The 23,408-nt window shown below is 67.0% G+C and carries 23 protein-coding genes and 1 pseudogene; 7 read left to right on the top strand and 17 right to left on the bottom strand.

Going from position 1 to position 23,408, the window contains the following annotated elements:
* Positions 1 to 19: 19 nt before the first annotated feature.
* The 5 genes from ABD340_RS00860 to ABD340_RS00840 form a co-directional block, all read right to left on the bottom strand.
* A complete protein-coding gene (locus tag ABD340_RS00860) occupies positions 20 to 328 on the bottom strand; it encodes an SH3 domain-containing protein (protein ID WP_344586311.1) in 309 nt (102 codons plus the stop codon).
* Positions 329 to 1,563: 1,235 nt separating this feature from the next.
* On the bottom strand, positions 1,564 to 1,935 hold the full coding sequence (locus ABD340_RS00855; protein ID WP_344586310.1) for a hypothetical protein: 372 nt from the start codon (positions 1,933 to 1,935) through the stop codon (positions 1,564 to 1,566).
* 587 nt (positions 1,936 to 2,522) lie between these two features.
* Complete coding sequence (locus ABD340_RS00850) at positions 2,523 to 3,956, bottom strand: amidase family protein (RefSeq protein ID WP_344586309.1); 1,434 nt, start codon at positions 3,954 to 3,956, stop codon at positions 2,523 to 2,525.
* Between the two features lie 708 nt (positions 3,957 to 4,664).
* The gene (locus ABD340_RS00845) at positions 4,665 to 5,654 is read right to left on the bottom strand and encodes a hypothetical protein (RefSeq protein ID WP_344586308.1); all 990 of its coding nucleotides are present in this window, start codon (positions 5,652 to 5,654) and stop codon (positions 4,665 to 4,667) included.
* An 828-nt stretch (positions 5,655 to 6,482) separates the two neighbouring features.
* Positions 6,483 to 7,580, bottom strand: a complete 1,098-nt coding sequence (locus ABD340_RS00840) for a phosphotransferase (protein ID WP_344586307.1) — start codon at positions 7,578 to 7,580, stop codon at positions 6,483 to 6,485.
* Positions 7,581 to 7,986: 406 nt separating this feature from the next.
* Here ABD340_RS00840 and ABD340_RS00835 point away from each other — a divergent pair, with 406 nt between their 5' ends.
* Complete coding sequence (locus tag ABD340_RS00835; protein ID WP_344586306.1) at positions 7,987 to 8,580, top strand: hypothetical protein; 594 nt, start codon at positions 7,987 to 7,989, stop codon at positions 8,578 to 8,580.
* Between the two features lie 92 nt (positions 8,581 to 8,672).
* On the opposite strand, the gene ABD340_RS00830 is transcribed toward ABD340_RS00835, so the two are convergent.
* Both ABD340_RS00830 and ABD340_RS00825 read right to left on the bottom strand, forming a co-directional pair.
* Positions 8,673 to 9,194 (bottom strand): hypothetical protein, encoded by a 522-nt coding sequence (locus ABD340_RS00830; RefSeq protein ID WP_344586305.1) that lies wholly within the window; start codon positions 9,192 to 9,194, stop codon positions 8,673 to 8,675.
* Positions 9,195 to 9,549: 355 nt separating this feature from the next.
* Complete coding sequence (locus tag ABD340_RS00825) at positions 9,550 to 10,053, bottom strand: DUF6924 domain-containing protein (protein ID WP_344586304.1); 504 nt, start codon at positions 10,051 to 10,053, stop codon at positions 9,550 to 9,552.
* Positions 10,054 to 10,294: 241 nt separating this feature from the next.
* Between ABD340_RS00825 and ABD340_RS00820 the strand changes: the two genes are divergently transcribed.
* A complete protein-coding gene (locus ABD340_RS00820; RefSeq protein ID WP_344586303.1) occupies positions 10,295 to 10,492 on the top strand; it encodes a hypothetical protein in 198 nt (65 codons plus the stop codon).
* 166 nt (positions 10,493 to 10,658) lie between these two features.
* Here ABD340_RS00820 and ABD340_RS47815 read toward each other — a convergent pair.
* Positions 10,659 to 11,149: pseudogene (locus ABD340_RS47815) on the bottom strand (transposase); the annotation flags it as partial.
* Positions 11,150 to 11,715: 566 nt separating this feature from the next.
* On the opposite strand from ABD340_RS47815, the gene ABD340_RS00815 reads away from it, so the two are divergent.
* A complete protein-coding gene (locus ABD340_RS00815) occupies positions 11,716 to 12,693 on the top strand; it encodes a DMT family transporter (RefSeq protein ID WP_344586302.1) in 978 nt (325 codons plus the stop codon).
* Positions 12,694 to 12,943: 250 nt separating this feature from the next.
* Here the strand turns inward: ABD340_RS00815 and ABD340_RS00810 are convergent, their stop codons facing one another.
* The 3 genes from ABD340_RS00810 to ABD340_RS00800 form a co-directional block, all read right to left on the bottom strand.
* Complete coding sequence (locus ABD340_RS00810; RefSeq protein WP_344586301.1) at positions 12,944 to 13,672, bottom strand: hypothetical protein; 729 nt, start codon at positions 13,670 to 13,672, stop codon at positions 12,944 to 12,946.
* Between the two features lie 138 nt (positions 13,673 to 13,810).
* On the bottom strand, positions 13,811 to 14,176 hold the full coding sequence (locus tag ABD340_RS00805; protein WP_344586300.1) for a hypothetical protein: 366 nt from the start codon (positions 14,174 to 14,176) through the stop codon (positions 13,811 to 13,813).
* 133 nt (positions 14,177 to 14,309) lie between these two features.
* The gene (locus ABD340_RS00800; RefSeq protein WP_344586299.1) at positions 14,310 to 14,627 is read right to left on the bottom strand and encodes a hypothetical protein; all 318 of its coding nucleotides are present in this window, start codon (positions 14,625 to 14,627) and stop codon (positions 14,310 to 14,312) included.
* 227 nt (positions 14,628 to 14,854) lie between these two features.
* On the opposite strand from ABD340_RS00800, the gene ABD340_RS00795 reads away from it, so the two are divergent.
* Complete coding sequence (locus ABD340_RS00795) at positions 14,855 to 16,150, top strand: M20 metallopeptidase family protein (protein ID WP_344586298.1); 1,296 nt, start codon at positions 14,855 to 14,857, stop codon at positions 16,148 to 16,150.
* Positions 16,151 to 16,427: 277 nt separating this feature from the next.
* Here ABD340_RS00795 and ABD340_RS00790 read toward each other — a convergent pair whose 3' ends face one another.
* Entirely contained in the window at positions 16,428 to 16,790 is a 363-nt protein-coding gene (locus ABD340_RS00790; protein ID WP_344586547.1) for a hypothetical protein, read from the bottom strand.
* On the opposite strand from ABD340_RS00790, the gene ABD340_RS00785 reads away from it, so the two are divergent.
* Positions 16,681 to 17,163: a protein-tyrosine phosphatase family protein gene (locus tag ABD340_RS00785; protein WP_344586297.1), complete on the top strand. Its 483-nt coding sequence runs from the start codon at positions 16,681 to 16,683 to the stop codon at positions 17,161 to 17,163. The two genes, ABD340_RS00790 and ABD340_RS00785, sit on opposite strands and share 110 nt — an antisense overlap.
* Positions 17,164 to 17,188: 25 nt before the next feature.
* Here ABD340_RS00785 and ABD340_RS00780 read toward each other — a convergent pair whose 3' ends face one another.
* The 4 genes from ABD340_RS00780 to ABD340_RS00765 all read right to left on the bottom strand — a co-directional run bounded on the left by ABD340_RS00780 (position 17,189) and on the right by ABD340_RS00765 (position 20,330).
* Positions 17,189 to 17,635, bottom strand: a complete 447-nt coding sequence (locus ABD340_RS00780; protein ID WP_344586296.1) for a hypothetical protein — start codon at positions 17,633 to 17,635, stop codon at positions 17,189 to 17,191.
* Between the two features lie 152 nt (positions 17,636 to 17,787).
* Complete coding sequence (locus ABD340_RS00775; protein WP_344586295.1) at positions 17,788 to 19,311, bottom strand: hypothetical protein; 1,524 nt, start codon at positions 19,309 to 19,311, stop codon at positions 17,788 to 17,790.
* A gap of 328 nt (positions 19,312 to 19,639) precedes the next feature.
* On the bottom strand, positions 19,640 to 19,894 hold the full coding sequence (locus tag ABD340_RS00770; protein WP_344586538.1) for a thioredoxin family protein: 255 nt from the start codon (positions 19,892 to 19,894) through the stop codon (positions 19,640 to 19,642).
* The gene (locus ABD340_RS00765) at positions 19,812 to 20,330 is read right to left on the bottom strand and encodes a MerR family transcriptional regulator (protein ID WP_344586294.1); all 519 of its coding nucleotides are present in this window, start codon (positions 20,328 to 20,330) and stop codon (positions 19,812 to 19,814) included. Before ABD340_RS00765 ends, ABD340_RS00770 begins: the two co-directional genes overlap by 83 nt.
* Positions 20,331 to 20,621: 291 nt before the next feature.
* Between ABD340_RS00765 and ABD340_RS00760 the strand changes: the two genes are divergently transcribed.
* The gene (locus ABD340_RS00760; protein ID WP_344586293.1) at positions 20,622 to 21,128 is read left to right on the top strand and encodes a mycothiol transferase; all 507 of its coding nucleotides are present in this window, start codon (positions 20,622 to 20,624) and stop codon (positions 21,126 to 21,128) included.
* A gap of 509 nt (positions 21,129 to 21,637) precedes the next feature.
* Entirely contained in the window at positions 21,638 to 22,435 is a 798-nt protein-coding gene (locus tag ABD340_RS00755; RefSeq protein ID WP_344586292.1) for a VOC family protein, read from the top strand.
* Here ABD340_RS00755 and ABD340_RS00750 read toward each other — a convergent pair.
* The gene (locus ABD340_RS00750) at positions 22,432 to 23,343 is read right to left on the bottom strand and encodes a TIGR03621 family F420-dependent LLM class oxidoreductase (protein ID WP_344586291.1); all 912 of its coding nucleotides are present in this window, start codon (positions 23,341 to 23,343) and stop codon (positions 22,432 to 22,434) included. The genes ABD340_RS00755 and ABD340_RS00750 overlap by 4 nt on opposite strands.
* Between the last annotated feature and the right edge of the window lie 65 nt (positions 23,344 to 23,408).

The raw sequence follows: 23,408 nt of genomic DNA, 5'->3' as shown, positions 1-23,408 counted from the left end.
CTCGCGGGCGCGATCGGAATCACCCCGAGAAGTACTCCACATAGTCCCTGTAGATCCAGCCCTGCGTGCTAGGCCAGTCCGTGTGATACCACAGGTTTCCATAATTGTTTATACATAGCTTGTCGATATGGATGAGCTTCCCGTCGTTGAACCTTGCGATAATGGGAGATGACCCATAGTAGTTCGAATGCACAGGAGCGCTGTTGGCGACGACTTCCGCGATAAAATTACGGTCCGAACATGAAGTCGCCGCTGCGCTGGGCGTAGCAACCAGGGCAGGCGCAGAAACCATTGCCGCTACCATCAGGGACAGGACCCGCTTGCGCATCGTTCCTCCTTTAGTCGAGGTCGCCGGTTCGGGAAGGAGGCCGCGACGCGCGGGATTGTCGCCGCGGTCAGAAGATATTTCGGATGAGTCGAGATCATGATGATCTCACCCCTATTCGGTGTCAAGAGCAGGCAGTCCCCTTTTCTCGGCGCGGGCTGCCTCCTTGGCGTGGGTTACTTTTCGCAGCAGGGACGACACTCGGCGCGCTTGGCCGACCGCGGGGGGAACGACGGTTTCAGGCCGTTTTTGGGCTGCCCGAATCTGCGGATAGCACCGCTTCGACAAAGGGCTCCAGTCCGCACAAGGGGCGCGTCACCTATCGCGCGCCTGGTCAACTGCGTGAGTCCGTCGCAAACCGACGTCCCGGCCCACCGGCACACCCCCGGTTTGCCCGTGCGCGTTGGATGACCTGCCGGAACGGCTGAAGGGCGGCCCGGAGCACTTGTCGGGCAGTGGCTTCTAGTACTCCAGCCGCAGATCGGGATCTTGGGGAGTCAGGGCAGGTAGATACCTAGGTTCCCAGGAGCCGGGGTAAGTAAGACGGCGGTGTTCTCCCGAACGTGTCCCCAGCCGCCAGGTAGCGGAGCGTGACAGTCGACTCGACATAGTGTCCGAACCCGACCACTGCCAGGGCCTCGCCCGGCCGCTGCGAATCCGCTCCTGACCTGCGCAGGTTTCATAGATCCGACCGCAGACGAGGCGCGTCCGCACGGTTATCCGACCGCGACGGCGCACCGTGCCCCGGACTTATCCCCCACTGCCCGAACCGGAACCCAAGCTCCTCCGCCTGATGCGGGCTTCCGGCCAGCAGCGTGGCGACGCCGAGATGCCGACTCCAGGCCGCCTCCACGAACGCGGCGTAGGTGAGGTCCTTCGTCGTGTCACTCACGTCCACCCAACGCGGCAGACCCCGGCCCAGGGTTGGCGACCGGAGCCGGGCAATTTCCGCTGGGCGCGATTCCTCAGGTCCGTGCTGTACAGCAGAGAAATACAGGGGCTTACGTGATCTTCCGGCGGCGCAGTAGCTCCTGGACCGGGCTAAGAGACGCGAGGCCCGACAGTACGAGAGGCGCACCGGCGGGTGAAAGCCCGAGGTCAGCATCGGCAAGGGTGACGCCAACGGCATCACATTCACCGCAGCAGCGGGCGCACTGTCGCACACGGCTCTTGAGACCCCTGGAAACGGGGACCGGCCCCGGTCGTGATGCGTGACCGGGGCCGGAGCATGCGCACTGTCAGTCGGCGCAGATGGCGAAGACGCTGATGCCCACGTCGTTGTAGCCGTCCTGGCGGCCGAGGCCGATCCAGCCCCGGCCGTCGTCGGTCGGGAAGGAGCCGACCAGGATCGCCCGGTTCCCCCGGGCCTCGGCGCCACCGCCGAGGACCCTCTTGGAGCCGGGGCAGTAGAGGGTACGACGCTGGAAGTTGGGGACGTTCGCGTTGGGCAGGGTCACCAGCTGCCAGCCCGGGGGCAGCGCCGTCGACTGCTTGGCGTGCGCCTGCGCGGGAGATCGAGCGGGCTGGGCGCTGGCGGCCCCGGTCGTGGCCAGGCAGGCCCCGGTCGCCAGGACGGCGAGGGTGAGGGCGGTGGTCCTCTTCACACGCATCTGCTCTCCTTTGGTGGGTTCCCTGTGCCTCACGCGTTGACAGGTGCCACTGGGACGCCCGCGATCGTGACGCCAGTGAACGTGAGAGGCGAGGGGGAAGTTCAGTGGTGCGTACACGAAGAGTGTCCATTGACCGACAGAGTGTTTCCATACCTGAATGCATTCGTTTAATTACGTTGAGTACTCAAACGCAATTACGGAGGGTGTCTGATACCACCCCCAAGCCGTTCACCAGCGGCAATCACCAGAGGGCAGGGAACCGCTGTCCTGATCCGGCCGCCCTCGGCGGCCCTCAAACCGGGCAAGGGACACCGTGAACGGGGCCACACCCGCCCTGGGCGCTTGGCGGCCGCGGTGAGCCGGATGACGTTGACCAGGCTGGTCCCGCTCCTCAGATGCACGGCCGCACCAACCCCGGCCTTCTGCGCGGACGCGTCCTGCCGGCCGACCGACATGGGTCCGCTTCACGGAACCTGTGCCTGCGGGGCACCGACCGTTTCTGGCCCCAGTTAGAGAGTGTCGAGTTCCGCCGGCCCCAGCGGGTAGCTGGGGCCGGCAGGTGTTCACCCGTTACGCGTGCCCGGCTGTCACACCGGGAGCGAGGGCAGGTACATGGGCACCTTGCGTGCCCGGGTCGCCTGCTCGAAGGTGTAGGCGAGCCCCAGGAGTTCCTCGTCGCGGTTCCTGTGGCCTATGAACGAGACCCCCAGCGGCAGCTGGGCGTCGGCGTAACCGGCCGGGACCGTGATGTTCGGATACCCGGCGACCGCCGCTGGAATGCAGGAATGCACCCAGGGGAGGTTGCGCAGCTGGGAGATCTCGAAGGCCCGGCCGTTGGATGGAGCCATGATCGCATCCAGGCGGTGTCGCCTGAAGAGGTGGCCAAGGCGTTCGCGCGCCTCCTCGGTGACCCGATTGCGTTCCTCCAGATATTCCTGCGGTGAGCGAACCGTGTCCGAAGCCTGGGCCAGTTCGAACCTGGTCAGCCCGAATTCGGACGCCCGCTCGGCGGGATGGTTCCGGTGGAAGGCGATCAGCTCAGCGAGATTGCGAGGGTGTTCGCCACCGGCCGAGCTCAAGTAGGCATTGATGCTTTCCTTGAACTCGTAAGGAAGCACCCCGAGCGCGTTAGGTACGGGCAGGTCCACCGCAACGGTGGACGCGCCCAGTTCGTGTAGCTTCGCCGTCGCTTCGGCGAGAACACGATCCACGTCCGGGTAGCTTCCGGCCGGTCTGATCCCGCTCCACACACCGATCCTGGTCCCGGGCGGAAAGTCCGTTTCCAGACGGGGGGCGAAGCGGGGGGACGCGATCACCTCGAAGACCGCGGCGGCATCGGCCACGTTCCGGGTGATCGGCCCGGCGATGTCCTGTCGCGGCGAGACCGGCACTACGCCGGCCCCACTGACCCGCCCCAGGGACGGTTTGAAGCCCACGACGGCGTTCGCCGCGGCGGGCGAGATGATGGAGCCGAAGGTCTCGGTGCCGATGGTCACCGGGGCCATACCCGCGGCCGCCGCAACCGCGGAACCGCTGGAAGACCCCAACGGGCTCCGATCCAGGACATAGGCGTTGCTGGTCTGACCGCCGATCGGGCTCCAACCGTGTGGTGCGGCGTCGGTGCGGTAGTTGGCCCACTCCGACAGGTTCGTCTTGCCCAGGATGATCGCGCCACCTCGGCGCAGCCGGGCCACCAGCCCCGCGTCGCGGGACGGCAGTGTTTCACGCAGAGCCTCGGAACCCGCCGTCGTGGGCAGGCCGAGGGTGTCGATGTTGTCCTTCACCAGGGCCGGAACCCCGGCGAGTCGTCCGAGCGCACCGCCCGAAGCCCGGAGACGGTCGATCTCACGGGCCTGTGCCGGCGCGTCCGGATTCACGGTGATGACCGCGTGCAATGAGGGGTTCAGCCGCTCGATGCGCTCCAGGCATCGGATGGTCAGTTCCTCTGAGGTCAGCCGACCGGTCTCCATTGCTCGAAGCAGATCGTGAACGGTCATCTCCTCGGGAAAAGCCGCTTCCATCTGTCCTCCTCCGTTTGGGGTGCGTCCGCCGTGCGGCGGCGGGCCGCCTTGTGCGACCACCGAGAACAGTCCCGAAGAGGAGCAGTACGTCAAGGAATTCGAGGTCACGAGCGGCGGGCGCGCTAGCGATCAACGATGAGGACCGCGCAGTGTGGATCGTCCACGTGTCCCCTCGCCACCCAAGGACATCGACCGCCGTCCACCTCGGCATGGAGCCCGCCAGCAGGCTGGTCCTCACTTCTGAAAAGCGGAAGGTCGGCGGTTGCCCCCGCGCCTGCCCACCACATCTGACCAGCGAAAAGGCCCGGAGCCTGATCAGGTTCCGGGCCTTTTGCCGGCAACACCCTCAGCCGAGCACAGCCCTGGCTTTCCGAGTGCCTTCCGCTTCTCCCCGAAGGCCGCATGAGCGTAGCTCGTCATGGTGACCTCGCGAGCCTCTTCCCAGCCCTTCCGGCAGCACTGGCACGCCTCCCGACCATGGGTGGGGTTCCCTTCGGGTGGCCGCGTGGGCTCGGGCGTTCTCGCCCGCGGGCCCCACTGCGCCAGAAGTATTATCGTCCGTCGTCCTCAGAATCCAATTCACACAAGGTCAGAGACAAGTTGTTGGATTCTCCGCGATCGCTGCCGGGAGCCGGGCGGAAAGACGACTCGTTCCGGCTTCACAACCCACCGCTGGACCGCCAGGCGCACTCGGCGGTCGAGTCGCCGTTACTGCTCGTGGCGGGACGTGTAGGACACGGCATAGTCGATCATTTCGTGGACGTACGTGGCTATCCCACGTGGGCATCGTTCGCCGTGGTCATCGGCATCCCCTGGCGGGGAGATCAGGGCACGCGCACGGCGCGGGGTGTCCCGGAGGCGAACGGGGTGGCCGTTGGGATGCGGGCACGGCTGGTCGAGGGCGGCGAGATCGAACGTCTTGAGAGCGTCAATGTAGACAGCGACCACGGACGGCGCGGCCGAGCCCCAGTAGCAGTGCTTGGTCAGATATGCCACGGCCAGGGCCAGTGGTGCGCGTTCCTCGGGAAGTGCGCCCCCCATCAACCTGCGGCCCGCCCAGACGGCGGCCTTTTGGGCGATTGGATCGATACTGCTGTACTTCTGCCGTTCGATGTCGGAGAGCAGCGCGTCGAAGTTCGTCCGACCGTCCTCGGTCAGATAGCGCTCGTCCAGCGAGGCGTCTGTTGGCGGAGCCTCGAACCGTCCCCTCCTGGCCTCCTTGAGGTCCTCCACCGTCTCGGCAGCCAGTTCTGCCAGGAATCCGGGGCAGTTCATGGCGTCGAGGTCCACGTCCTCCTCGTCGAGGAGCGAGTCGTGGGCCGCCCGCCCCTCAGGGTCGCCGATCAGCGCCATCACCTCGGCCGCGCCCTCCGGGTCATCGGCGCTGATCTCGGGATGCTCGTGCCCGCCGGGGGCCGAGCAGATCGCAGCCCCGTAAACCTCCCTGGCCCGGCTGGCGGCCTCGATCAAGTTGTCGAAGACGGCGACCTCGGTGATCTGCCACTTGGCGTACCAGCGGCTGGCATACGCCGCGACCATCATGGCGCGTCCCTGCCGGCTGTCGGGGGCGGCCTTCAGCTCATCGGCGATCATCCCAAGCGTCATCTGCGGCTCGCCGTACGGATACCCATGGAGCATGTTGGCGAGTTCGTTCCCAAGGTCCTCGTAGTCGATCGAACCGTCGTCCTTGTAGTACATGGGAGCTCCGAGTCCTGGGGATTGGGCGATCTTCAGACGAACGGGGCCTGCATGTCAGTTCCATCCGGACCTTCACCACGGCTGAAGTGAGCCGACACTCGCGATGCTGGATCCGGTCGAGCTTGGCAAGGTCACCGCATGCGCCGAGATGAAACATCTTCGGTCCAGGGTGGCGTCGTGCCGTCTGCGACGACCCCCAACGCGCTCATCTACTCCGCCCCTGCCGCCGGCGAACAGTCCGGCCACTTCGATGGGTGGCTGCCTGAGGACGACGAGCGCGGCCCCATCTGCGAGTACACGGGCCACGCCGAGGGCGATCAGCCCCTCATCGGCATCAAGGGCAATGGCAACCGTGCCATCCCTTCAGCACATGGACGACGGGCACGCTCTGCGCGTCTTATCGAGGTCGACATCGACGACGAACTCCCCCAACGCGGCCCACCGGCTACCAGCCCTTGCGTATCCGCGACACCCTGTTCTGACTTACCGTGCGGTGGGAACGCCGGCGACCGGAGCAGAGGATGGCCACACATTTGGCAGCTGAGGAAGAGGAAATTGTCGCTTGAGTGAGCCAGTGATGCCCGGCGGTTCCGTGACGCGAGGCTCGTGGGCCATGGTCACCGGTTCGACGAGCGGGAACTGCCCTACGGCTGGCCGACGATCGTGGTCTGTGGTGGGCGGCACTGTGGGCACGGTCCTACAGGCATAGTGCATCACGCAGGCCGAACCGGTTCGGCACGGCCGACTCAGCTTCCTGGCCTACTTGTCGACCGGCGTGCCGAACGCGAACAGTTCCATCGTCTCATTCGAGCCACCTCTGACCGTTGGTCAGGTCCCTGCAGCGAACGCCTGGTGCACGTCCTCGCGCCGGTCGGTCCACCAACTCAGGAGTCGTCCGCTGGGAGCCATCAGTGGGTCGACATCGTGATCAGACCTGTCGTAGTGGAACTCGAAGATCCAGTAGTCGGACATGCGCTTCCACCACAGCCGGTCCACCTCGTCGGCGAGGTCCGTGCGGGACAGCGGCAGCACCGAACGGTATCCGCCGACGAACGCGGCGACACGATCTAGGTCCAGGCGGCCGTTCTCACCGCCGAACTGGACCAGTGCGGTCCGCGTGATCTCCTCTCCAATGGGTCTGACCGCGATCCGGTCCCAGTCGAGTACGGCGCTGACCTTTCCCTTGGAATGCAGGATGTTGCGGTGCTGCAGGTCTCCGTGCGTCCAGCCGAAAGGCCCGGGGTCATCGCCTTCGACCGGCGGGCTGCCCCTATGCTTGTCGATCAGGACTTTGCGTTCCTCCAGCAGGGTCCTGGCAAGCTTGTCGAATTCGCTCGGCTCTGTGATCGAGGCGATTGCGGCCAGCAGCCGGTCGGCCTTGTCGATGGCCTTGTCCGGGCTGGTGACTTTCATGCGGGGCCGGAAATCCGCCGGCGGCAACGATACACGTTCCGGCTCACTCAAAGCTTTATGGACGGTGGCCACCAGCGCCCCGAAATCGGAGACCTCGCCAAGCGGCAGGTCGGTCCCTTCAACATGAGCGCCGTTCGCCCACGGGGAGACCAAGTAGCTGTGCGCCCCGATCTGTAGCACCGGGCCACCATCGCGGATGTTCATCGGGGGGTAGACCGGCAGACCGGACGGCCTCAGAGCGGCCAGCACCTTCGCGTTGCGGTGTGCGATCTCTACGGGGACATCGCGCAGGAGTCTCAGCGCGTAAACCCCTGTGGCCGTGTCGATGCGCCAGCTGCGGTTCCTGCGCCCGTTGGCCAGGAAGAGGGCATCGCGGACGTTGCCCAGCCCGAACTCCTCCGCTACTCGCTTCAGGTCACCTGGGTCCGGTGCGTCCTGGAGGGTGCGGTGCGCCGGTTGAGTCCCATCCGCCATCACAGCGACGACGGTAATCAGGGCAACCTGATTCCGCACGCCTCATCTCCGAGATCAGCGGGGCACGGGATCGTTGCGGGTACGCCTCGGCGGGCGGAGGCATCCTCGTACGGTTCGTTGACCTTGTTCAACGGCCACCGCGAAGTGGCCGGACTTCTCCGTGACCGATCACGGCATGCATCGCCCGTGGCGGAGCGGTGGGAGGGACGGCTTTCCGAGGTACCAGTCGCTCTTCAGGCCGCAGGACCCTCACTGCGGGTTATGGACATCCTCAGCAGGCCAACCCTCACCCTGACGGCGGAAGGCCGCCGTCCGCGCGAGATGGCGGACCACGATGCTTGACGGTCAGCCGAAAGATTCCCAAGCTGACAACGCGGGTTCGGTTCCCATCACCGCTCCCCCAAGAAGGCCCAGGCCAGGAAGACCCTGCTAGCATCACGGCCTGATGATCGAGGCCCCTCCACCCCCACCCGGACCCGCCTGGGAGCACGTTCCGACGAGAGAGAACGTGCGCTGGCGGGCGCGCCGACTCTGGCTGTGGCTCGCCGGCACCGTTGCGGTGGCCGTGGCAGTCGTCCCGATCTCCGTGCTCCTCGGCGTCCCGGGCCTCATCTTCGTGGTCGAGTTGTTGGCACTGCTGGCCCTGCCTCTGGAAGCGGCGGCGCTGGTCGCGCTGCGGCGCACTGAGCGCATCCTTCGGACGTACGGCTGGGAAACGTTCCCGGCGTCCTTCGAGATGCTCCCCGGGGACCGCGTCGGGCAGAAGGTCAAGATCGAGTTCGCGCGGGGGCAGACGGCGCCGTTCAGCGGCGGCGTGCTGACCCGTTCCCCCGAGGGCCGGTCCCGGCGTGCACACCCCGAGCTGGTGTGGTTTGCGGGCGACCGGCGCCTTGGCGGGGCCACCTCCCCGGTGGGCGGGGGGTGCCCTGTGCTGATCTACCGGCAGCGGCGGGCGAAGGGCAAGGCCGCGCTGGGGACGGCGGAGGCCAACGCGCTGGCCCAGAAGGCCGGTCTCGACCGCGCCCCGAAAAGCAACTGAAACCTCTGGTGTGGACGGCCGGTTGCGCGAGATCAACCGTCCTACCAGGGGCTTCGCCAACACCTCGATCTACTGCTGTTGTGTCCGCGTACTCAGTTGGCGTTCCCTTTGACAAGGTCAGGGCGGATGACGATGGAGCTGACTGTCCCATTGCCCCAAACGGTGGTGTGCAGCAGCATGCGCCTGTCCAGGGACACCGAGGTGAACTCGGGTACGAATCGTGTGGTGAAAACACCAGCGAGATTGCTCCGGAGTGTCGCTACGCCACTTCCGGCTATGTCCCACTCGTCAAGGAGCCGGACGCGCACCCACGCCCAGTCCGGCTCGTCGGTAGCCGAGAAGTCGACTCCGATCAAGAACTCGCGCTGTTCGTCGAAGAGACCGTACTGCAGCGCGAGCCGGAGCCAGCTCGCATTGAGCTTCGCGGCCATGTCGGAATCATCGACGTCAACAACTTCATCCGGCTCGGCGTCGATGCGTCCATGCTCGGCCAATGAGCTTGCAGCGGACCTGTTGGGTTGAAGTGGAAGCTTGACCTCGGCTCGCTCACGTTCGATGAAACGAAGCCCGGCAGGCGCCAGCGCGGCGGCGATGTCTGCATCGGTAAGAGACACTCGCTGAGACTAGTTGAGTCAGGGCTACGAAGTCGGGAAGATCGCGTCATACCGGGTTCCGCGGGGGTTCGTCACCTGAGGGCCACAGGCCCTCGGGTGGGTCATACCGTTCATGGAAAGCCCGCGGCCATCGACCGGCCACGCCCCTGTAGGCGCCCGCGGCCCTCACGTCGGAGACCATGCCCGCCGTTGGTCGGGCGGCTCACAACGCTGTCTGGCGGGCGGCCGATCCCCGTTGTGCCTGAGCAATGTGAATCCAGATCTTCGAGTGGCTTCTCCGGTCTTCAGGCTTGATTGTCTAGATGGCCCGCATGAGACGGAGGGTTGATACCTATCGCCAGGCGTGGATGTTTGCTCAATCAGTGAAGCCCCGGAAAACACCGTCATCGTCCACGGAGTCGGCGAGCTCGAAGAAGTCCATGTTGCCGAGGGACAGATTGACCTCGATCGACGGAAGCTCGCCCGGGATGACGCGGAACGTCCTACCGTATTCCTCATTCAGTTCGTTCAGGTCGATGAGCAGAACCGGAATCTCGGCCGATGTGATCGCAGTCTTGTCGACCACGACGAGGATGGATGCCTCGTAGCCATCCGGGATGAGCGTGAGGATCTGCTCTACTGAAACGTCCCTGTAGGCCGCATCGTCGAGGAGGCCACGGGTTCCGCAAGCCTCGTCGTCCTGTCCGGCGCAACCTTCATGAACCGAGCCGTCCGCACCGGTACCGCACCGAAGTCTCGTCACCGTCAGGGTCTTCTCTCCAAGGTGGGACGACGGCGGACGAAATGGCTCAGGCCAGGGAACCGAGCGCGATACGCCAGACAGCCGGACCTTGGCAACCTCAGCGTCGACTGCCAGCATGACCTCATGACGACGACACGAACGGACAATGCCGCGTAGGCCCCCAAGCCGACTGCCCACGGCGCGTCACACAAAGCACCCCGTTCCCTCTCCCCCCATCACTGGCCTGCCCGCGAAGGTCATACGGCAGATCACCAAAGCCGAACAGCAGCGCCCCCACACCACCCCAGGCGCAACGGCCCAAGCGATCACGACGCTGAAGCGATCCCTGCGCCCGCCCGCTCACGCACTGCGCCACGGAATGGACTGCCCCTGGTGCGACCCGCGTCAAGCGCTGGACCTGCTCCACTCGATCATGCAGCTTCTGCCCAGCGACGCCCGGCGTCAGATGGCCGCCATCGTGGAGCCGCTCAGCGAACGCTACGAACGCCAGACCCTGCCCGACCCCTCAGCACCGGCGGACCTCCCCTGGTGGCATCGCCGCATACTCGAACGATGACCTCTGACTTGCTCCCGGGTTGGACGAGGCGGAGGTGAGCGAGCAGATCTGGCGGGACGAGTTGCGAGGGCGGGGCAGTCGAGCAGGACCGGAAGCGCTGGTGCGGCTCATCGAGTACGACGCCGACCCGTTCGAGGTCGAGCCGACGGCTGTCGCAGGTTTCTTGTCGCAGGTAGTGGGTGCGGCACCGCTGCCAGCACGCCCCGGCAGGGTGGCGGCGATCGTCTCGATCGGGCCGCGAGCCACCAGCACATGCACGTCCACCGTCCGGCCGTCCTACGAAGCGTGTCGAGCCCACAAACGCATACGGCCCGCCTGTACCTGGGCGTCCAGCATCTTGGACATCTCACTGACCCGGCTGAGGGAGATGTGCCTGATGTAGCAGGTGGCCACCACGCTGACTGGGGCCTGTCCGGTTCGGCGGTGGCGCTCCAGCATCCATTCGGGGGAAGCACGATCCGATCGCAGCTTGGGGATGGCCAACTCGACGGTGCCAGCACCGGGTGTCCCAGTTGACGTGCTCGCCCGAGCGCTGCTCTCAGACCGCGTCGGCCTCGGCCGACATGAGCGCCGCGGTCATCGACCGCAACACATCGGGCCGGCAGGCCCGATCTATTCGGCCAGCCACCCGGCAGGGTCCCCTGCGTGAATTCTCACGACGCCATTCCCTTTGACCTGGTGAAACTCGTACACCACCGCCCCTGGACGCGACCAAAGCCGGTACGGCGCTTGAAAGCCTGTGGTCAGCGCGGTGAGGGTGACGACGCCAGCCCTGCACGGAGGCCACCGGCAGCCTTCTGCCTCGGCAATGATCACGTTGCTACTTCCGAAAAGGGGAAGGCGGCTGGTTTGACCCGCCTCTGCCCACCACGCACAACGGGGTCTTTCATTGAGGACAACTGCACGTAAACAGTCGGCCAACTATTCCGGCCGAAATGATGCCGAGGTGTACGGGCCTTGAACGGCGCTTCTCGCGCCACTGAGAGCAAATGAGCCTTCTGACTTCAGCAGCCGAGCGCCCTGCGCGCCCCTCCATCATGTGAGAACGGCCTCGCCCGAGGCAACTTCCCACGTAGATCGCCGACAAGGTACCATCGTACCGAACTCCACAAAAGAGAACCATCCGGTTCCGCGGAGTCACGCCATATCCATTCTGGCGCGACCTCAAGGGACCGGACAAGAATCCGATCCCTTGCGCGCCCCGGCACGAAAGGGATCGTAACGTGGAAAATGCTGTCTCCAGAAAATCGGAGACGGATTACAACTATCCAAAGGGTGCGCTCTACGCGTTATCCGAGTCCACCGCAAAGCTGCTGGGAAGGTCATGGTTCAAAGTCCACGCTCTGCAGTCGCTTCAGGTGGCCGCGCTCGCGGTCACGGCGGTAGAGTACGGGCTGGCCGCCATGATCCTGCTGGCCCTGGCCTACCAGGGGCAGATCTGGTATCTGTTTCGCCGAAGCGGCGACAGGCCCCAGAGGTTGAGGTTCACCCGGGCCAACCTGGCGAACCTGGCCATTATCGGGCTGCTGAACGTCGGCGGCAGGGGTTCTGCGACCCTGGCGCTCACCTCGGGCATGGCGCTGGCCTCGGTCAACGCCATCGGATTCGCAATTCCCATCCTGCTGTTCTCTGCCGAGGCATGGCGGGCCGGGCTGCGAACTGCCGCGATCTCGGTGCCTCTTTTGGTGGCGACGGGCCTCGGCGTCACCATCGAGGTATGGGACATGAAATCGTCCATCCTGGGCGCCGTGTTCGCCATCGTGAACGGGTCCTTCGGCCTGCTCTACCTGGTGTTCTCCCGTCGGTTCGTCGACATGCCGGAGAAGGCGTCCGACCAGTTCCAAGCCCTGGTGACGCTCATCGGGGCGTTCGGCATCACCGTGTGGGCCCTGCTGGCGGGCGAGAGCCTGACAGCCGGCTGGTCCTGGGGTCTGTTCTTCACCCTGCTGTTCGTGGCCGGGATGGGGACGGTACTTCCCAGGTTCATTCACACAAGGGCCAGGAAGATGGTTCCGGACGGTTTCTACGCCATCATGGTGAGCCTCACCCCCCTGATGGGGCTGCCGGTCGACTGGGTGATGGAGGGCAAGGTCCCGACATTCTGGCAGATCCTCGGAATGTCGCTGATCAGCACGATCGCCCTCGGCGTGGCTCGCCTGAAAGAGCAGATGCCCACAAAAACCGCAGCTGAAGAGAGGTGACGAAGGAAATCGCCGTCCTGTCCGGGCACACGCCGAACGGGACGGTCACGGCAAAATAGGCGCGGCGGCATTGGACGCCGCGTCGACCCGAGCGGCGGGAGGATCCCCTCCCGCCGTTCCTGCTTCCGGGATCCGGGCCTTGGACGGCAACGGCCTCAGCCGGGTTCCGGCACCGCAAGCGCCGCCCGGCGATCTCTCGGGGCCAGGCCAGGGCGCTGGACGGGCGGCTTGGTGGCCCGTTCGGTTCGGCTCAGTGCCAGATGATGGCTCCGAGCTCGTAGTGCTGGTTGAAGTCCGGTGCCGGGCTGTTGGGGTGCTGGGCGTTCTTGCCGTACGGCGGGGCCAGGTAGTGGATCTCTCGGAGCGGGGAGGAGCTCGTCGATGCCCAGAGCTTGCAGGTGACCCATCGGGCGCCCTTGTGGTCGAACGAGTCCGGGGAGGGGTTCTCCGGACAGCCGGGCAGCTCACCGCCGAGCAGGCTGACGTCGTTGGGTTCCCCGCCGCTGCGACGGCCCTCGAAATCGGGGAGGGACAGTGACATGGGGTTGCCGCTCTCGTTGGTGATGACGATCTCGGCGTAGAACGCGGTGCTCCTCTTCAGCACGGCTCTGCCGCTGTCGTCGAAGTTTCCATTGATCTTGGAGCCGGGGGCCTGCCGGAGCCGTTTCACCACGATGCCCAGCACGCCCTCGGCGAAGGTCTTGGGCAAGGGGTGGTAGTCGCGGATGGGCACGATCGCCTTCTGGCCGAACCGCAGCCGCGTCCCCGGCCGGGTCATCTTCTTGGTCAGCCGTAGCGGCTGGGTCGGCGGTGTCGCCGTCGCACCGCGCGGCAGCGTCCGAGCAGGGGTCGGCGCCTTGGCGGGAGGCGAGGACGGCGGTGGTGCGGCGCTGTCGCCCCCGGAACAGCCCGCCAGCAGGCCGGGAACGAGAGTGGCGGCCACTGCTGTGATCCAGCGCCGCTCGGAGTAGCCGCTCATGGACGCATTATCCGGGCGGCCGCCGGGACCGGTCCCCGAACGCCCGATTCCTCCCGGAACCGAAGACCGGGAGGAATCGGGCGGCCCCGCCGGGTGGGCCGATCGCCACGAGCGAGGGGTGAGGGGCGCTGACCTGGCTTATCGACGATGGCGGTCTTGAGGTTGCTGCTCCAGTTGATGATGTCGCCCTTCTTCACGTCCGTGCCCATCTCCTTGTGGGTCTTGAAGGCGACCTGGCGCTGGCCCAGGTACCCGTAGGTGTTCGGGTCGATGAAGATCGCCGCCCTGGCGGTAGCGGGTGACGCCGGGGCGCCCTTCGAGGTCCGAGGCGCGGGGCTCGTAGCGGACGTCGGGGATTTTGGCCATGGCGCCGTACATGGCGGCGCGGAGCTTGGCCGGCAGCGCGCTGTCGTGCATGGACGCTGCGATGTACGAGAACGCGTTTTCGTTGCGTTCCTCGTCGCCCATGGGGACGAACTTCCTGTCGGGGTCGCGCGCGTCCACGCCGGGGGCGCCTCCTGGCTGCCGCCCGCCGTCACCGTCTTGAAAACCTGGGCGAGCAGTGCGTCGGGGTTCCCCTCAGGTGGGGCTCGCCGTCCGTCGCGGTCTGGGCGCTGACGGTCTTCACGTACCCCGACTAGGGCATGGGGTCGGGTTGGGCCGCGGCCTTGATCGCCGCGTTGCCGGCCAGGTCCTGGGCGTTGGCGACCGGGCGCGGTTCGGCGGTCGGCTGCCCGCCGGGGCGGTCTTCGCCGGTTCCGACGGCGGCCACCACACCCGTCGCGAGCAGCGCCATGGCCGCCACCCCGACCAGCCCCAGACGCCAGGACCGCTTCCTGGGCGGGCGCGCCTGCCGCATGTGAGCGGTCAGCCGGGCGCGGGCCTGGGCGATGGTCTCGGGAGCCGGGTCCGGCTGCCCGTCGTGCCGCTCCCGCATCTGCTGCAGGTCATGCATGGTTCGAGGTCCCGACTCAACCGTTCCGCGGTCACCTGGTCGGCGACCTGGCGGTACCGCCGCTGGTTCGGAGTGAAAAGGCCACGCTGAACGGGGAACGCCAAGGGAATCGATGAGACCTTCGAGCTAGAGAGCAGATGCCTCTTCGGCGGGCAGACCGTGCTATTTGCCGCTCAGTAGCTTTCGGCTAGCTGCGGCGAATCGATCGCACCGTCCATGAAGGGAAGATGTCTCTTCCGGAGAAGCACCATCTCACCCGCCGGGCCCTGCTCGGCGGCACCGCGGCGGTCGGAGCGGGAGCCCTTCTGGCTTCCGCCGCCCCCGCCATCGCCGACGCTGTTCCCGGTAGCGGCTCGGTGGACCAGAAGTCGGTCGACGCCGTCGCGGCGCGGCTCGACCGCCATCTGGTCGCGCTACGCCGCGACATCCACCGTCACCCCGAGACCGCCGGCGAGGAAGGCCGCACCGCCGCCATGGTGGCGGGCCGGCTCCGTTCCGCCGGACTCACCGTGACCACCGGCGTGGGCGGGCACGGAGTCGTCGGTGTGCTCGACGGTGCGCGCCCCGGCCGTACGGTCGCGTATCGCGCGGACATGGACGCGGTGCCGCCGGGCGACCAGATCGAGGGCGCCGGCAAGGCCGCGCACCTGTGCGGGCACGATCTGCACACCACGGTGGGCGTCGGCGTCGCGCAGGTTCTGGCACGGTTGCGGCACAGGCTCAGCGGCAGGCTGGTCTTCCTCTTTCAGCCCGCCGAGGAGGCCTTGACGGGTGCCCGTGCGATGCTCGCCGACGGTGTCCTGGAATGGACCAGGCCCCAGGAGATCCATGCCCTGCACTGCGGTCCATTTCCGGTCGGCCAGTTCGCCGTTACGCCCGGGACGGGGTTGCCTGGCCAGGATCGTTCCGTCGTCACCCTGCAGGGCCCCGACGCGGCGGAGCAGGCACGGCGGCTCGCCGCCGCGATCGCCGAGCTCAACACGGTGGCGCTGCCCGTGACATCCGCGGACTTCGAGTGGCTCGTCCAGAACCTCCAGAAACCGAACGGACCGCTGGCGCGTTCCATCGCCATCCGGGCCAGAGCGGGCGAGGCCGATGCCGAAGGCAAAGCCAAGGTGGAGGTGTCCTACCGGTGCTGGCCCGAGGAGCGGTACGTCGAGGTCCGTGACAAGCTCCGCGGCCTCGCCGAACCGTACGCCGGTTCCCAGGTGAGCTTCCCCGCCGAGCCGTTTCCCGCCATGGTCTGCCCGGAGCAGGAAGGGCGCGCCCTGGAGCGGCACCTGCGCCGCGTCCTCGGCCCGGACGCCGTCACGGTGCTGCACGCCGCAATTCCGTTCAGCGGCGAGGACTATGCGCTCTTCCTGGACCGCATCCCCGGCACCTTCACCTTCCTCGGCGTCCGCGCACCCGGCGCCGACATCACCACCTGCTATCCGCACCTGGGCGGCTTCGACCCGGACGAGCGGGCCATCGGCATCGGCGTCCGCGCGATGGCGGGCTGGCTCGCCAAGCGCCTCGGGTGACATCGCGACAGAGATCGGCTAACGGACGACCCGGCCCCCACTCCCGGAAGCGGCAGGTCGGCGGTTTGCCCGCTGACCGGCAATCGAGCGCATCCTCGGTCGCCGGTCCAGCCTGCCCCGCGCGGCAAGTTCGTCGGGCCTGGGGCGTGTTCGTCGTGAGCAGGGTCCAGGTGCGTGCATGGCAAGGCGGAGGAGGGGGTCAGTCCGCGTTTGGCTGTCGGCCGACGGCAACGCGGCGAGGTGCGTGCCTGCAGAACCTGGATCCGTAAGCCACGCCCTAGGAGCGGCCGAGACCGACCTGGCGCTGGAGGTCCCGGTCATAGACGCCGTCGTCGTGGATGGCGAGTACCCCGTCCAGTCGGGTGGCGATGAACGCCTGGGTCTGGTCGAGCAGTTCCCATGCGTCTTCGTTCAGGCGGTCTGGCTTGAAACCGATGCTCACCACCTGCCTGCTGGCGCGCAGGAAGCCGGTCACGATGCCCGGAAAACGGGAGGCGGTATCGCCTCGTGGAGCATTAGCCTTCCGGCGCATGGGTTCCCCACCGCCGCCGAGCTCGATCACCGTCGGCAATGGAACGCTCTCGACGTCCAGGCGGCCGAGGCTGAAAGCCTTACCGGCTCTGCGGGACTCGGGCGTCACCCATGTGGTGACGCTCCTCTCTCAGCAGGAGGGCGCACGGCGGCTCGGCTCCGCGGTCAAGGCCGCCGGCCTTGTGTGGACCTGGATTCCGTTGCCCCATGCCGGTCCGCCGCCACCCGCACATGACCGCCGACTCGGCGCGTCTCTCATTCGATTGGCCGCCATACTCCGCGACGGAGGCCACATCCTGATCCACTGCTCAGCCGGGATACACCGGACCGGGATGTTCGCCTACGCATTGCTCCGCTTCACCGGCATGACCGCCGACGACGCCACGAGTTCTCTCCAAGAGGTGAGCGCCGACTTCCTGGCAGACGTCGGTGACGATCGGCTCACTTGGGCCAGCCGCCTGTACGCCACGTGGCGTGGCTAGTACTCGGCGAGGACGGTGAGCGTCGTCACAAATCTCCGAACTCGCGATACCTTTCGAGTTCGGCGTACATGGCCTTGGCTCGTTCGTTCTCGCCGAAGTCACTGAGCGCCCCGGCGAACTTGAAGCCGACGTTGTCGGCGTGCGGGTCGTCGAGGCACTTCAGCACCCACGACAAGACGAACTGCGTATGCTCCCCTTCACGGGTTGCGAGCACCTCTTGCAGATTCATCCCTTCGCCCTCGACGACGCGCCGAACGTCGCGGCAGGTGTCGGCCAGCAGCTCGGCCAGGTAGACCGAGTACGCCAAGCACTTCACCATCCGCAGTGAGGATTCCTCCTCGGTGTCTTCGGCCATCGACTCCAGCACCCCTTGCACGAACCACACGCTGTCGTCCGTGCCGTCCAGGCCGGCGCCTTGCTCGCGCGCCCAGGCCAGGAACCGGTGTGCCTCGGCCAGAAGCTGATCACTCATGCGGAGCACGTTACAGGCGCATCCGGGACGGCTCCCCTCGCACGGTCGGAGAGGTGGAGCGCGGCCAGGAAGCGGCTGGTCAGCAGGGGGAGCAGTGGACGATCCTGTCGACGGCGTCAGGCCGCCGGGTTCGTTGGATCTTGCGACGGGCTTCAGGGTCGGGCGAGGTGTGGCGGGCCGCAATCGGCGCAGCGTGGGTCGGTCTTCGGCTCGCGGATCCACACGCTGAGTGTCGCGCCGTCCGATGACTTCCAGATGCTTCTCCAACCGGATTCCAGGCTCGGCGGCGTCTTGGCGCCGTAACGGGTGTGGAGTAGCGGGCCGGTCACCTTGCCCGGCAAAAGCGCGCGTTCGTGAAGGAAGGTCTCGACGCGGCCGTGCCACAAGGGTCTGCCGAAGGGCGAGCGCGTATAGAACTGCAAGGTCTGCGCTGAGTACGAGTCGGTCCAGATCAGCGTGAGGTTCTGGTGCTTGGCAAGCCAGCCGCGCAATTCGTTCCAGGCGGCGTCGCGCTCCACCGGTTGGATCTGCTGGACGGTCAGCACCAGGTACACCAAGAGCAGAGCGCTCGCGACTGCCGTGGTCGTGATCGTACGTGGGAGGCCGGCACGGATCCGGCGCGACAGGATGACCGCGGTGCCGAGTCCGCCCACTATGAGAGGCGGAAAGATCGGGGTCCAGTAACGGGGCAGGTATCCCCACTCGAAGTCCGGATCCTTCCCGTTGAGCACACCTCCCAGGAGGGTGAGCGGAATCCACAGGGAAAGGAACCACACCAAGCACAAGGCGAGTCCGCGGTCGCGTGTCAGAGCCCAGCCCACGATTGTGAGCGCCAGCCCGGTGAGAAGCACCGCTCCTTGCCAATGCGATGTCAGCATGGCTTCGAAGAGGCGGCCCAGCGCGACGTACCAGGGGATGCTTGCGCCGCCGTCCGCCACGCTCTCGGCGGCGTGGAGGGTGACGAACGCGTCGCCGAACACCAATTCGTTGTGGAGCATGCCGAGCGCGGCAACCCCGGCCACCGGGGCGGCGACCAGCAGAATGCGCCGCAGCGGGATGCCGAGCAGCAGGAAGAAGACCGGAACCGCGGCGTACATGAAGGCGACGAACTCGCGGCAGAGAAATGCCGCGCCGAGGACGACACCGCTTGCCAGGAGAAGCCCTGCCTGGGCACGGCCATCGCGGCGCGCGGCGACGACGACGGCCGCGAATCCGATGGCGAACAGCCCGGCCGCGGGGGCATCGGGGAGGATTCCTCCCGTCGACGCGTTCACGCTCTCCACGTACGGGTCGACGATCGTGAAGAAGGGATGAACGAGCAGCAGGACCACCGTGAAAAGGCCGACCCCGTCGCCGAACAGGACTCGTCCGGACAGGTAGCACCCGACCGCGAAGAAGCTCATGAGAAAGAGCGAGGTCGCATAGTATGCCGCCTGGCCGTAGCCGAGAATCTGCTGCGCGGCCCATGACGGGAGCAGCAGCCCGACCCTGCACATCTGGTGGAGTGGTGCGGCATCGACGGGGATATCGGGCCAAAGCCTGGCGGCCCGGAACACGTGGATCGAATCGGTGAAGGGCGGCGGCGGCAGCACCTGCCACAGCATCAACGCTCCGAAGGCGGCCACGATTACCGCGAGCCCGGCGATACGCGTGACCGCCTTGAATGACCGTGTCACAATAGAACATACCATTTCGGGCCATTCGCTCTCGACCGAGCGACCTCAACGCGACCTTTCCTCGCAGATTAGGCCGCCACCGCACACCGGTCGATCTTCATTTCGCGAGTGTCGTCCGCGATAAGGCATGGCAGGGCTTTTGCCGATCGGCTCCTCGGGCTCGAATAGGGCTCCACCATTCGTCCCGCACAGGGCTGTGACTCGCACGCCGTGAGGCGACGCGGCATCGTCGCGCCCCCCGTTGCCCTGCATGGCCCTGGCCCATGTCGACGCGGGCTGCTGTTATCGTCTCGGCACCTGGGCCGTCCTTCGGCTGCGGTCTGACGGCTCAGAAGTGGCCGTCCAGTTCGGCGAGCAGGCGTCGCTTGGAACGGGCGCCCACGATGCGGTGCACCACTTCGCCGTCCCGGAAGAGCTGCATCGTGGGGAAGCCCATGATGCCGTAGCGGGTCACGATCTCCGTATGGTCGTCGCCGTTGATCTTCGCGACGGTGAGGCGGTCAGCGTACTCCGCCGCGATCTCCTCCAGGATCGGCGCGATCATCTTGCACGGGGGGCACCAGTCGGCCCAGAACTCGACCAGTACCGGCTTGCCGCCGCGCAGTACCCGCTCGTCGAAGTTCGCCGCGGTCAGCGTGATCATTCGTCTCCTCCGGGAACAGCGCGCAGCCCGGGCAGGCGCGCGCCAATTGGTCGGCGACCTCGGTCCGGCGCCTGATCAGAGTGCGGATCTCGGCGTCGATCTCGGCGAGCTTGCGCCGGTAGACCGCCCGCGATTCGGGGCAGGACGCACCCGCCTCGTTGCCCGCCCGGAGGCAGTTCACGAACGGCCGGGCGTCCTCCAAGGTGAAGCCCGCGCTCAGCAGCGAGCGGATCTCCTGGACGAGTCGCAGGTCGGATTCCTCGTACCGGCGGTAGCCGTTGCTGGAGCGCCGGGAGACCAGCAGCCCCTGCTGTTCGTAATAGCGCAGCGCGCGCGTGCTTACTCCGGCCCGGTCGGCCAGTTCCCCGATCCGCATCGGCCCTCCCTGATCCGTTCGCGACGGTACTCCTTGACACCGGCGTCAAGGTCAAGCAGGACGGCCGCCCGATCTTGTGATCATGTGAACTCATGTCGGGCGGGTAGCTGCTGTCGCTGGTGCTGCTAGCCGGGACGGTGCTGCTGATCGCGGCCTACTTCGGCTACTCCCCGACGGAGCTCTGGGAGCTCGGGCGGGCCGAGGCGCAGCCCTTCCTCGACGCCTGGACGAACGGCTGATCCGCCGTGTCGGGGACCGGAGACATCGGCGGCGGGCGCTAGCGTCGGGTGAATGACCAGTGCGGGATTGCTCGTTGACGCATTCGACAGGATCAAGGGCGTGGTCCACCAGGCCGTCGACGGCCTCACGCCGGAGCAGCTGGCCTACCGGGTGGACGGGACGGCCAACTCGATCGCCTGGCTGGTGTGGCATCTCACCCGGATCCAGGACGACCACATAGCCGGCGTCGCGGACCTGCCGCAGGTGTGGACGTCCGAGGACTGGGCCGAACGCTTCGGGCTGCCGTTCGACCCGGCCGAGACGGGATATGCCCACAGCAGCGAGCAGGTGGCGGCGGTCAGGGTCGACTCAGGTGAACTGCTGACCGGCTATCACGATGCCGTGTACGAGCAGACGATCGCCTATGCCGAGACCCTCACCGATGACGATCTGCCGCGGATCGTGGACCGGTCCTGGGATCCGCCCGTCACGCTGGCCGTGCGGCTGATCAGCGTGGTCTCGGACAACCTGCAGCATGCGGGGCAGGCCGCCTTCGTCCGGGGGCTTATCCCGGCATAGGCCTCGTTCATGCGTCCAGCGGCAACGTCGTGGGCCTGCTCGGGGCGTCCGCGACGGCAGGTTCATGACGGCCGGGTGTCGTGCGTGTGGTGGCGGACGGCCCACGGTGCGGCTGTTGCGCAAGTTGACGGCTCCGTGCCGATGGTCGCGCCACAGCGGGGTTCCATCCGGGTCAGGTTCGGCTTGCGGGCACCCCCCCTTTCCAGGTGGAAGGGCTGCGCCGGGGTGCGCTCCGGGTGGACGGGGACGAGGCCGACGAGTACTACATGGGCCTGCTGCTCTAGCCCTCCATTAACAAGAAAAGCCACTAAAGTCGCCGTTACCGAAATTTCCGTTAGTGCCGTTTTCTTGGGGAAGTGGATTCCGGTCGGGGCTTTGATCGTTTACCCGGTCCGCAGTAGCGTGGAAGCGGCGGCGAACGAGACGGCGGGGAGCGTGCACTCGAACGGAGGGCCGAGCCGGGGTACGACGGAAGAAGGAGCACGCGGGAACGCCGGAAGGAGGTCCGCATGCCGGAGATCACGTCGTACGAACCGGGGTCGCCCAACTGGGTGGAGCTGTCCAGCCCGGACATCGAGGCGTCCAAGGCGTTCTACTGCGAGCTGTTCGACTGGTCCGTCTACACCGTCGCCGACCACTGGGTGGGCGACTTCTCGATCTTCACCCGCGGCGATGTCACCGGCCCGGAGGTCGCCGGGCTGACCTCCCTGGCCGACGACTCGATCTCCGCCACCTGGATCTGCTACTTCTCGGTCAACGACGCGGACGCGGCCGCCGACGCGGTCCTCGAGGCGGGCGGCCAGGTGCACATGGAGCCGACCAATGTCGCCCACATGGGGCGTGTGGTCCTGGCCGCCGACACGCAGGGCGCGGGGTTCGGGCTGTGGCAGCCCTTCGCGTTCCCGGGCGCCGCCTTGTTCGACGAGCCGAATACGGTGTCCTGGGTGGAACTGGCCTGCGGCGACACCGGCAAGGCCATGGACTTCTACGGCCGCGTCCTGGGCTGGAGCGGACCGACCGAGATGCAGGGCGTCGTCAGCACTTATTACGTATGGCGGGTCGGTGGCCGTCGCGTCGCCGGCGTGGTGCGCGCCGCCGGGAGGCGCCTGTCCGGCGACGTGCCCGCGCGCTGGATGCCCTACTTCGCCGTGCCCGACTGCGAGGCGTCCGTGGCCCAGGCCGAACGGCTGGGCGGGACCGTGCGGCTGCCGTGCACCGATACGCCCAACGGCCGGTTCTCCGTACTCTCAGACCCGACGTCCGCGACATTGGCGATCATCAAGCGCCGCTTCGAGGACACGCCCTAGGAGCCGGCGAGTTCGGCGACGACGGGGGCGAAGGCGTCGAGGTCGGTCTCGTGGTGCAGGACGAAGTAGGACATGCCGTGCTCGTCCCGCCAGCGCCGGAGTTTGTCGGCCATGGCTGCCACGCTTCCGGTGAGCACCTGCGGCGTGTCCCCCTGCCGCGAGGTGTCGGCGGCGCTCCACGCGGCCCGCGGGCCGCCGGAGCCGACCCGCATGACGCTGGTGCCGATCTCGATCCGGTCGCACCGGGGGCCGGCCGCCTCGCGCAGCAGCTTGATCTTCCGGATGAACGACTCCGCGCCGCCGTCGGACGGGTCGGGGCCGCTGCCGTCCGGGAGCGTCCGCATGGTCAGGTTGACGATGTCGGCCTCCTGCGCCGCGAGACGGAGCATGGCCGGCCCTCCGCCGCCTATCAGGATCGGCGGATGCGGCCGTTGCAGGGGGTGCGGCTCCTGTTCCAGTCCGTGGACGCGGTAGTACTGGCCTTCGTAAGAGAATGGCCCCTCCCCCCAGACGCCCTTGAGGACGGCCAAGCCCTCGCGTAGACGGCGTAGGCGAGCGCGTGGCTCGTCCAAGGTGAGCCCTGCGCCCTGGTAGTCCTTTGCTAGCCAGCCGGTTCCGATGCCCAGTTCCAGCCGCCCTTCTGACAGGACGTCGAGCGTGGCGGCCTCCTTGGCCAGCAGGACGGGATGGCGGAAGTCGTTGGCGAACACCATCGTGCCCACGCGCAGCCGGGTGGTGGCGTCGGCGGCCGCCATCATCGCCGCGACCGGGCCGAACCGGGGGCCGACGATGTGGTCGGGCACGAGCATCACGTCGAAGCCCGAGCCCTCGAGCCGCCGCGCCTTGCCGACCCATTCCCGCCGGGTGCCCGCCAGCCGGACCACCGCGCCGAACCGGAACGTCCGCATCTCCCCTGCCCCTTCCGCACCGCCGGCTTGACCAAGCATTCGCTTGGCTATGTCCCACCGTGCCC

It is taken from the genome of Actinomadura vinacea (genome assembly GCF_039532545.1).
GTDB classification, from domain to species: Bacteria; Actinomycetota; Actinomycetes; order Streptosporangiales; family Streptosporangiaceae; genus Spirillospora; species Spirillospora vinacea.
The sequence above is the reverse complement of the archived record's forward strand: the minus strand, read 5'-3'. Positions and strand labels throughout refer to the sequence as shown.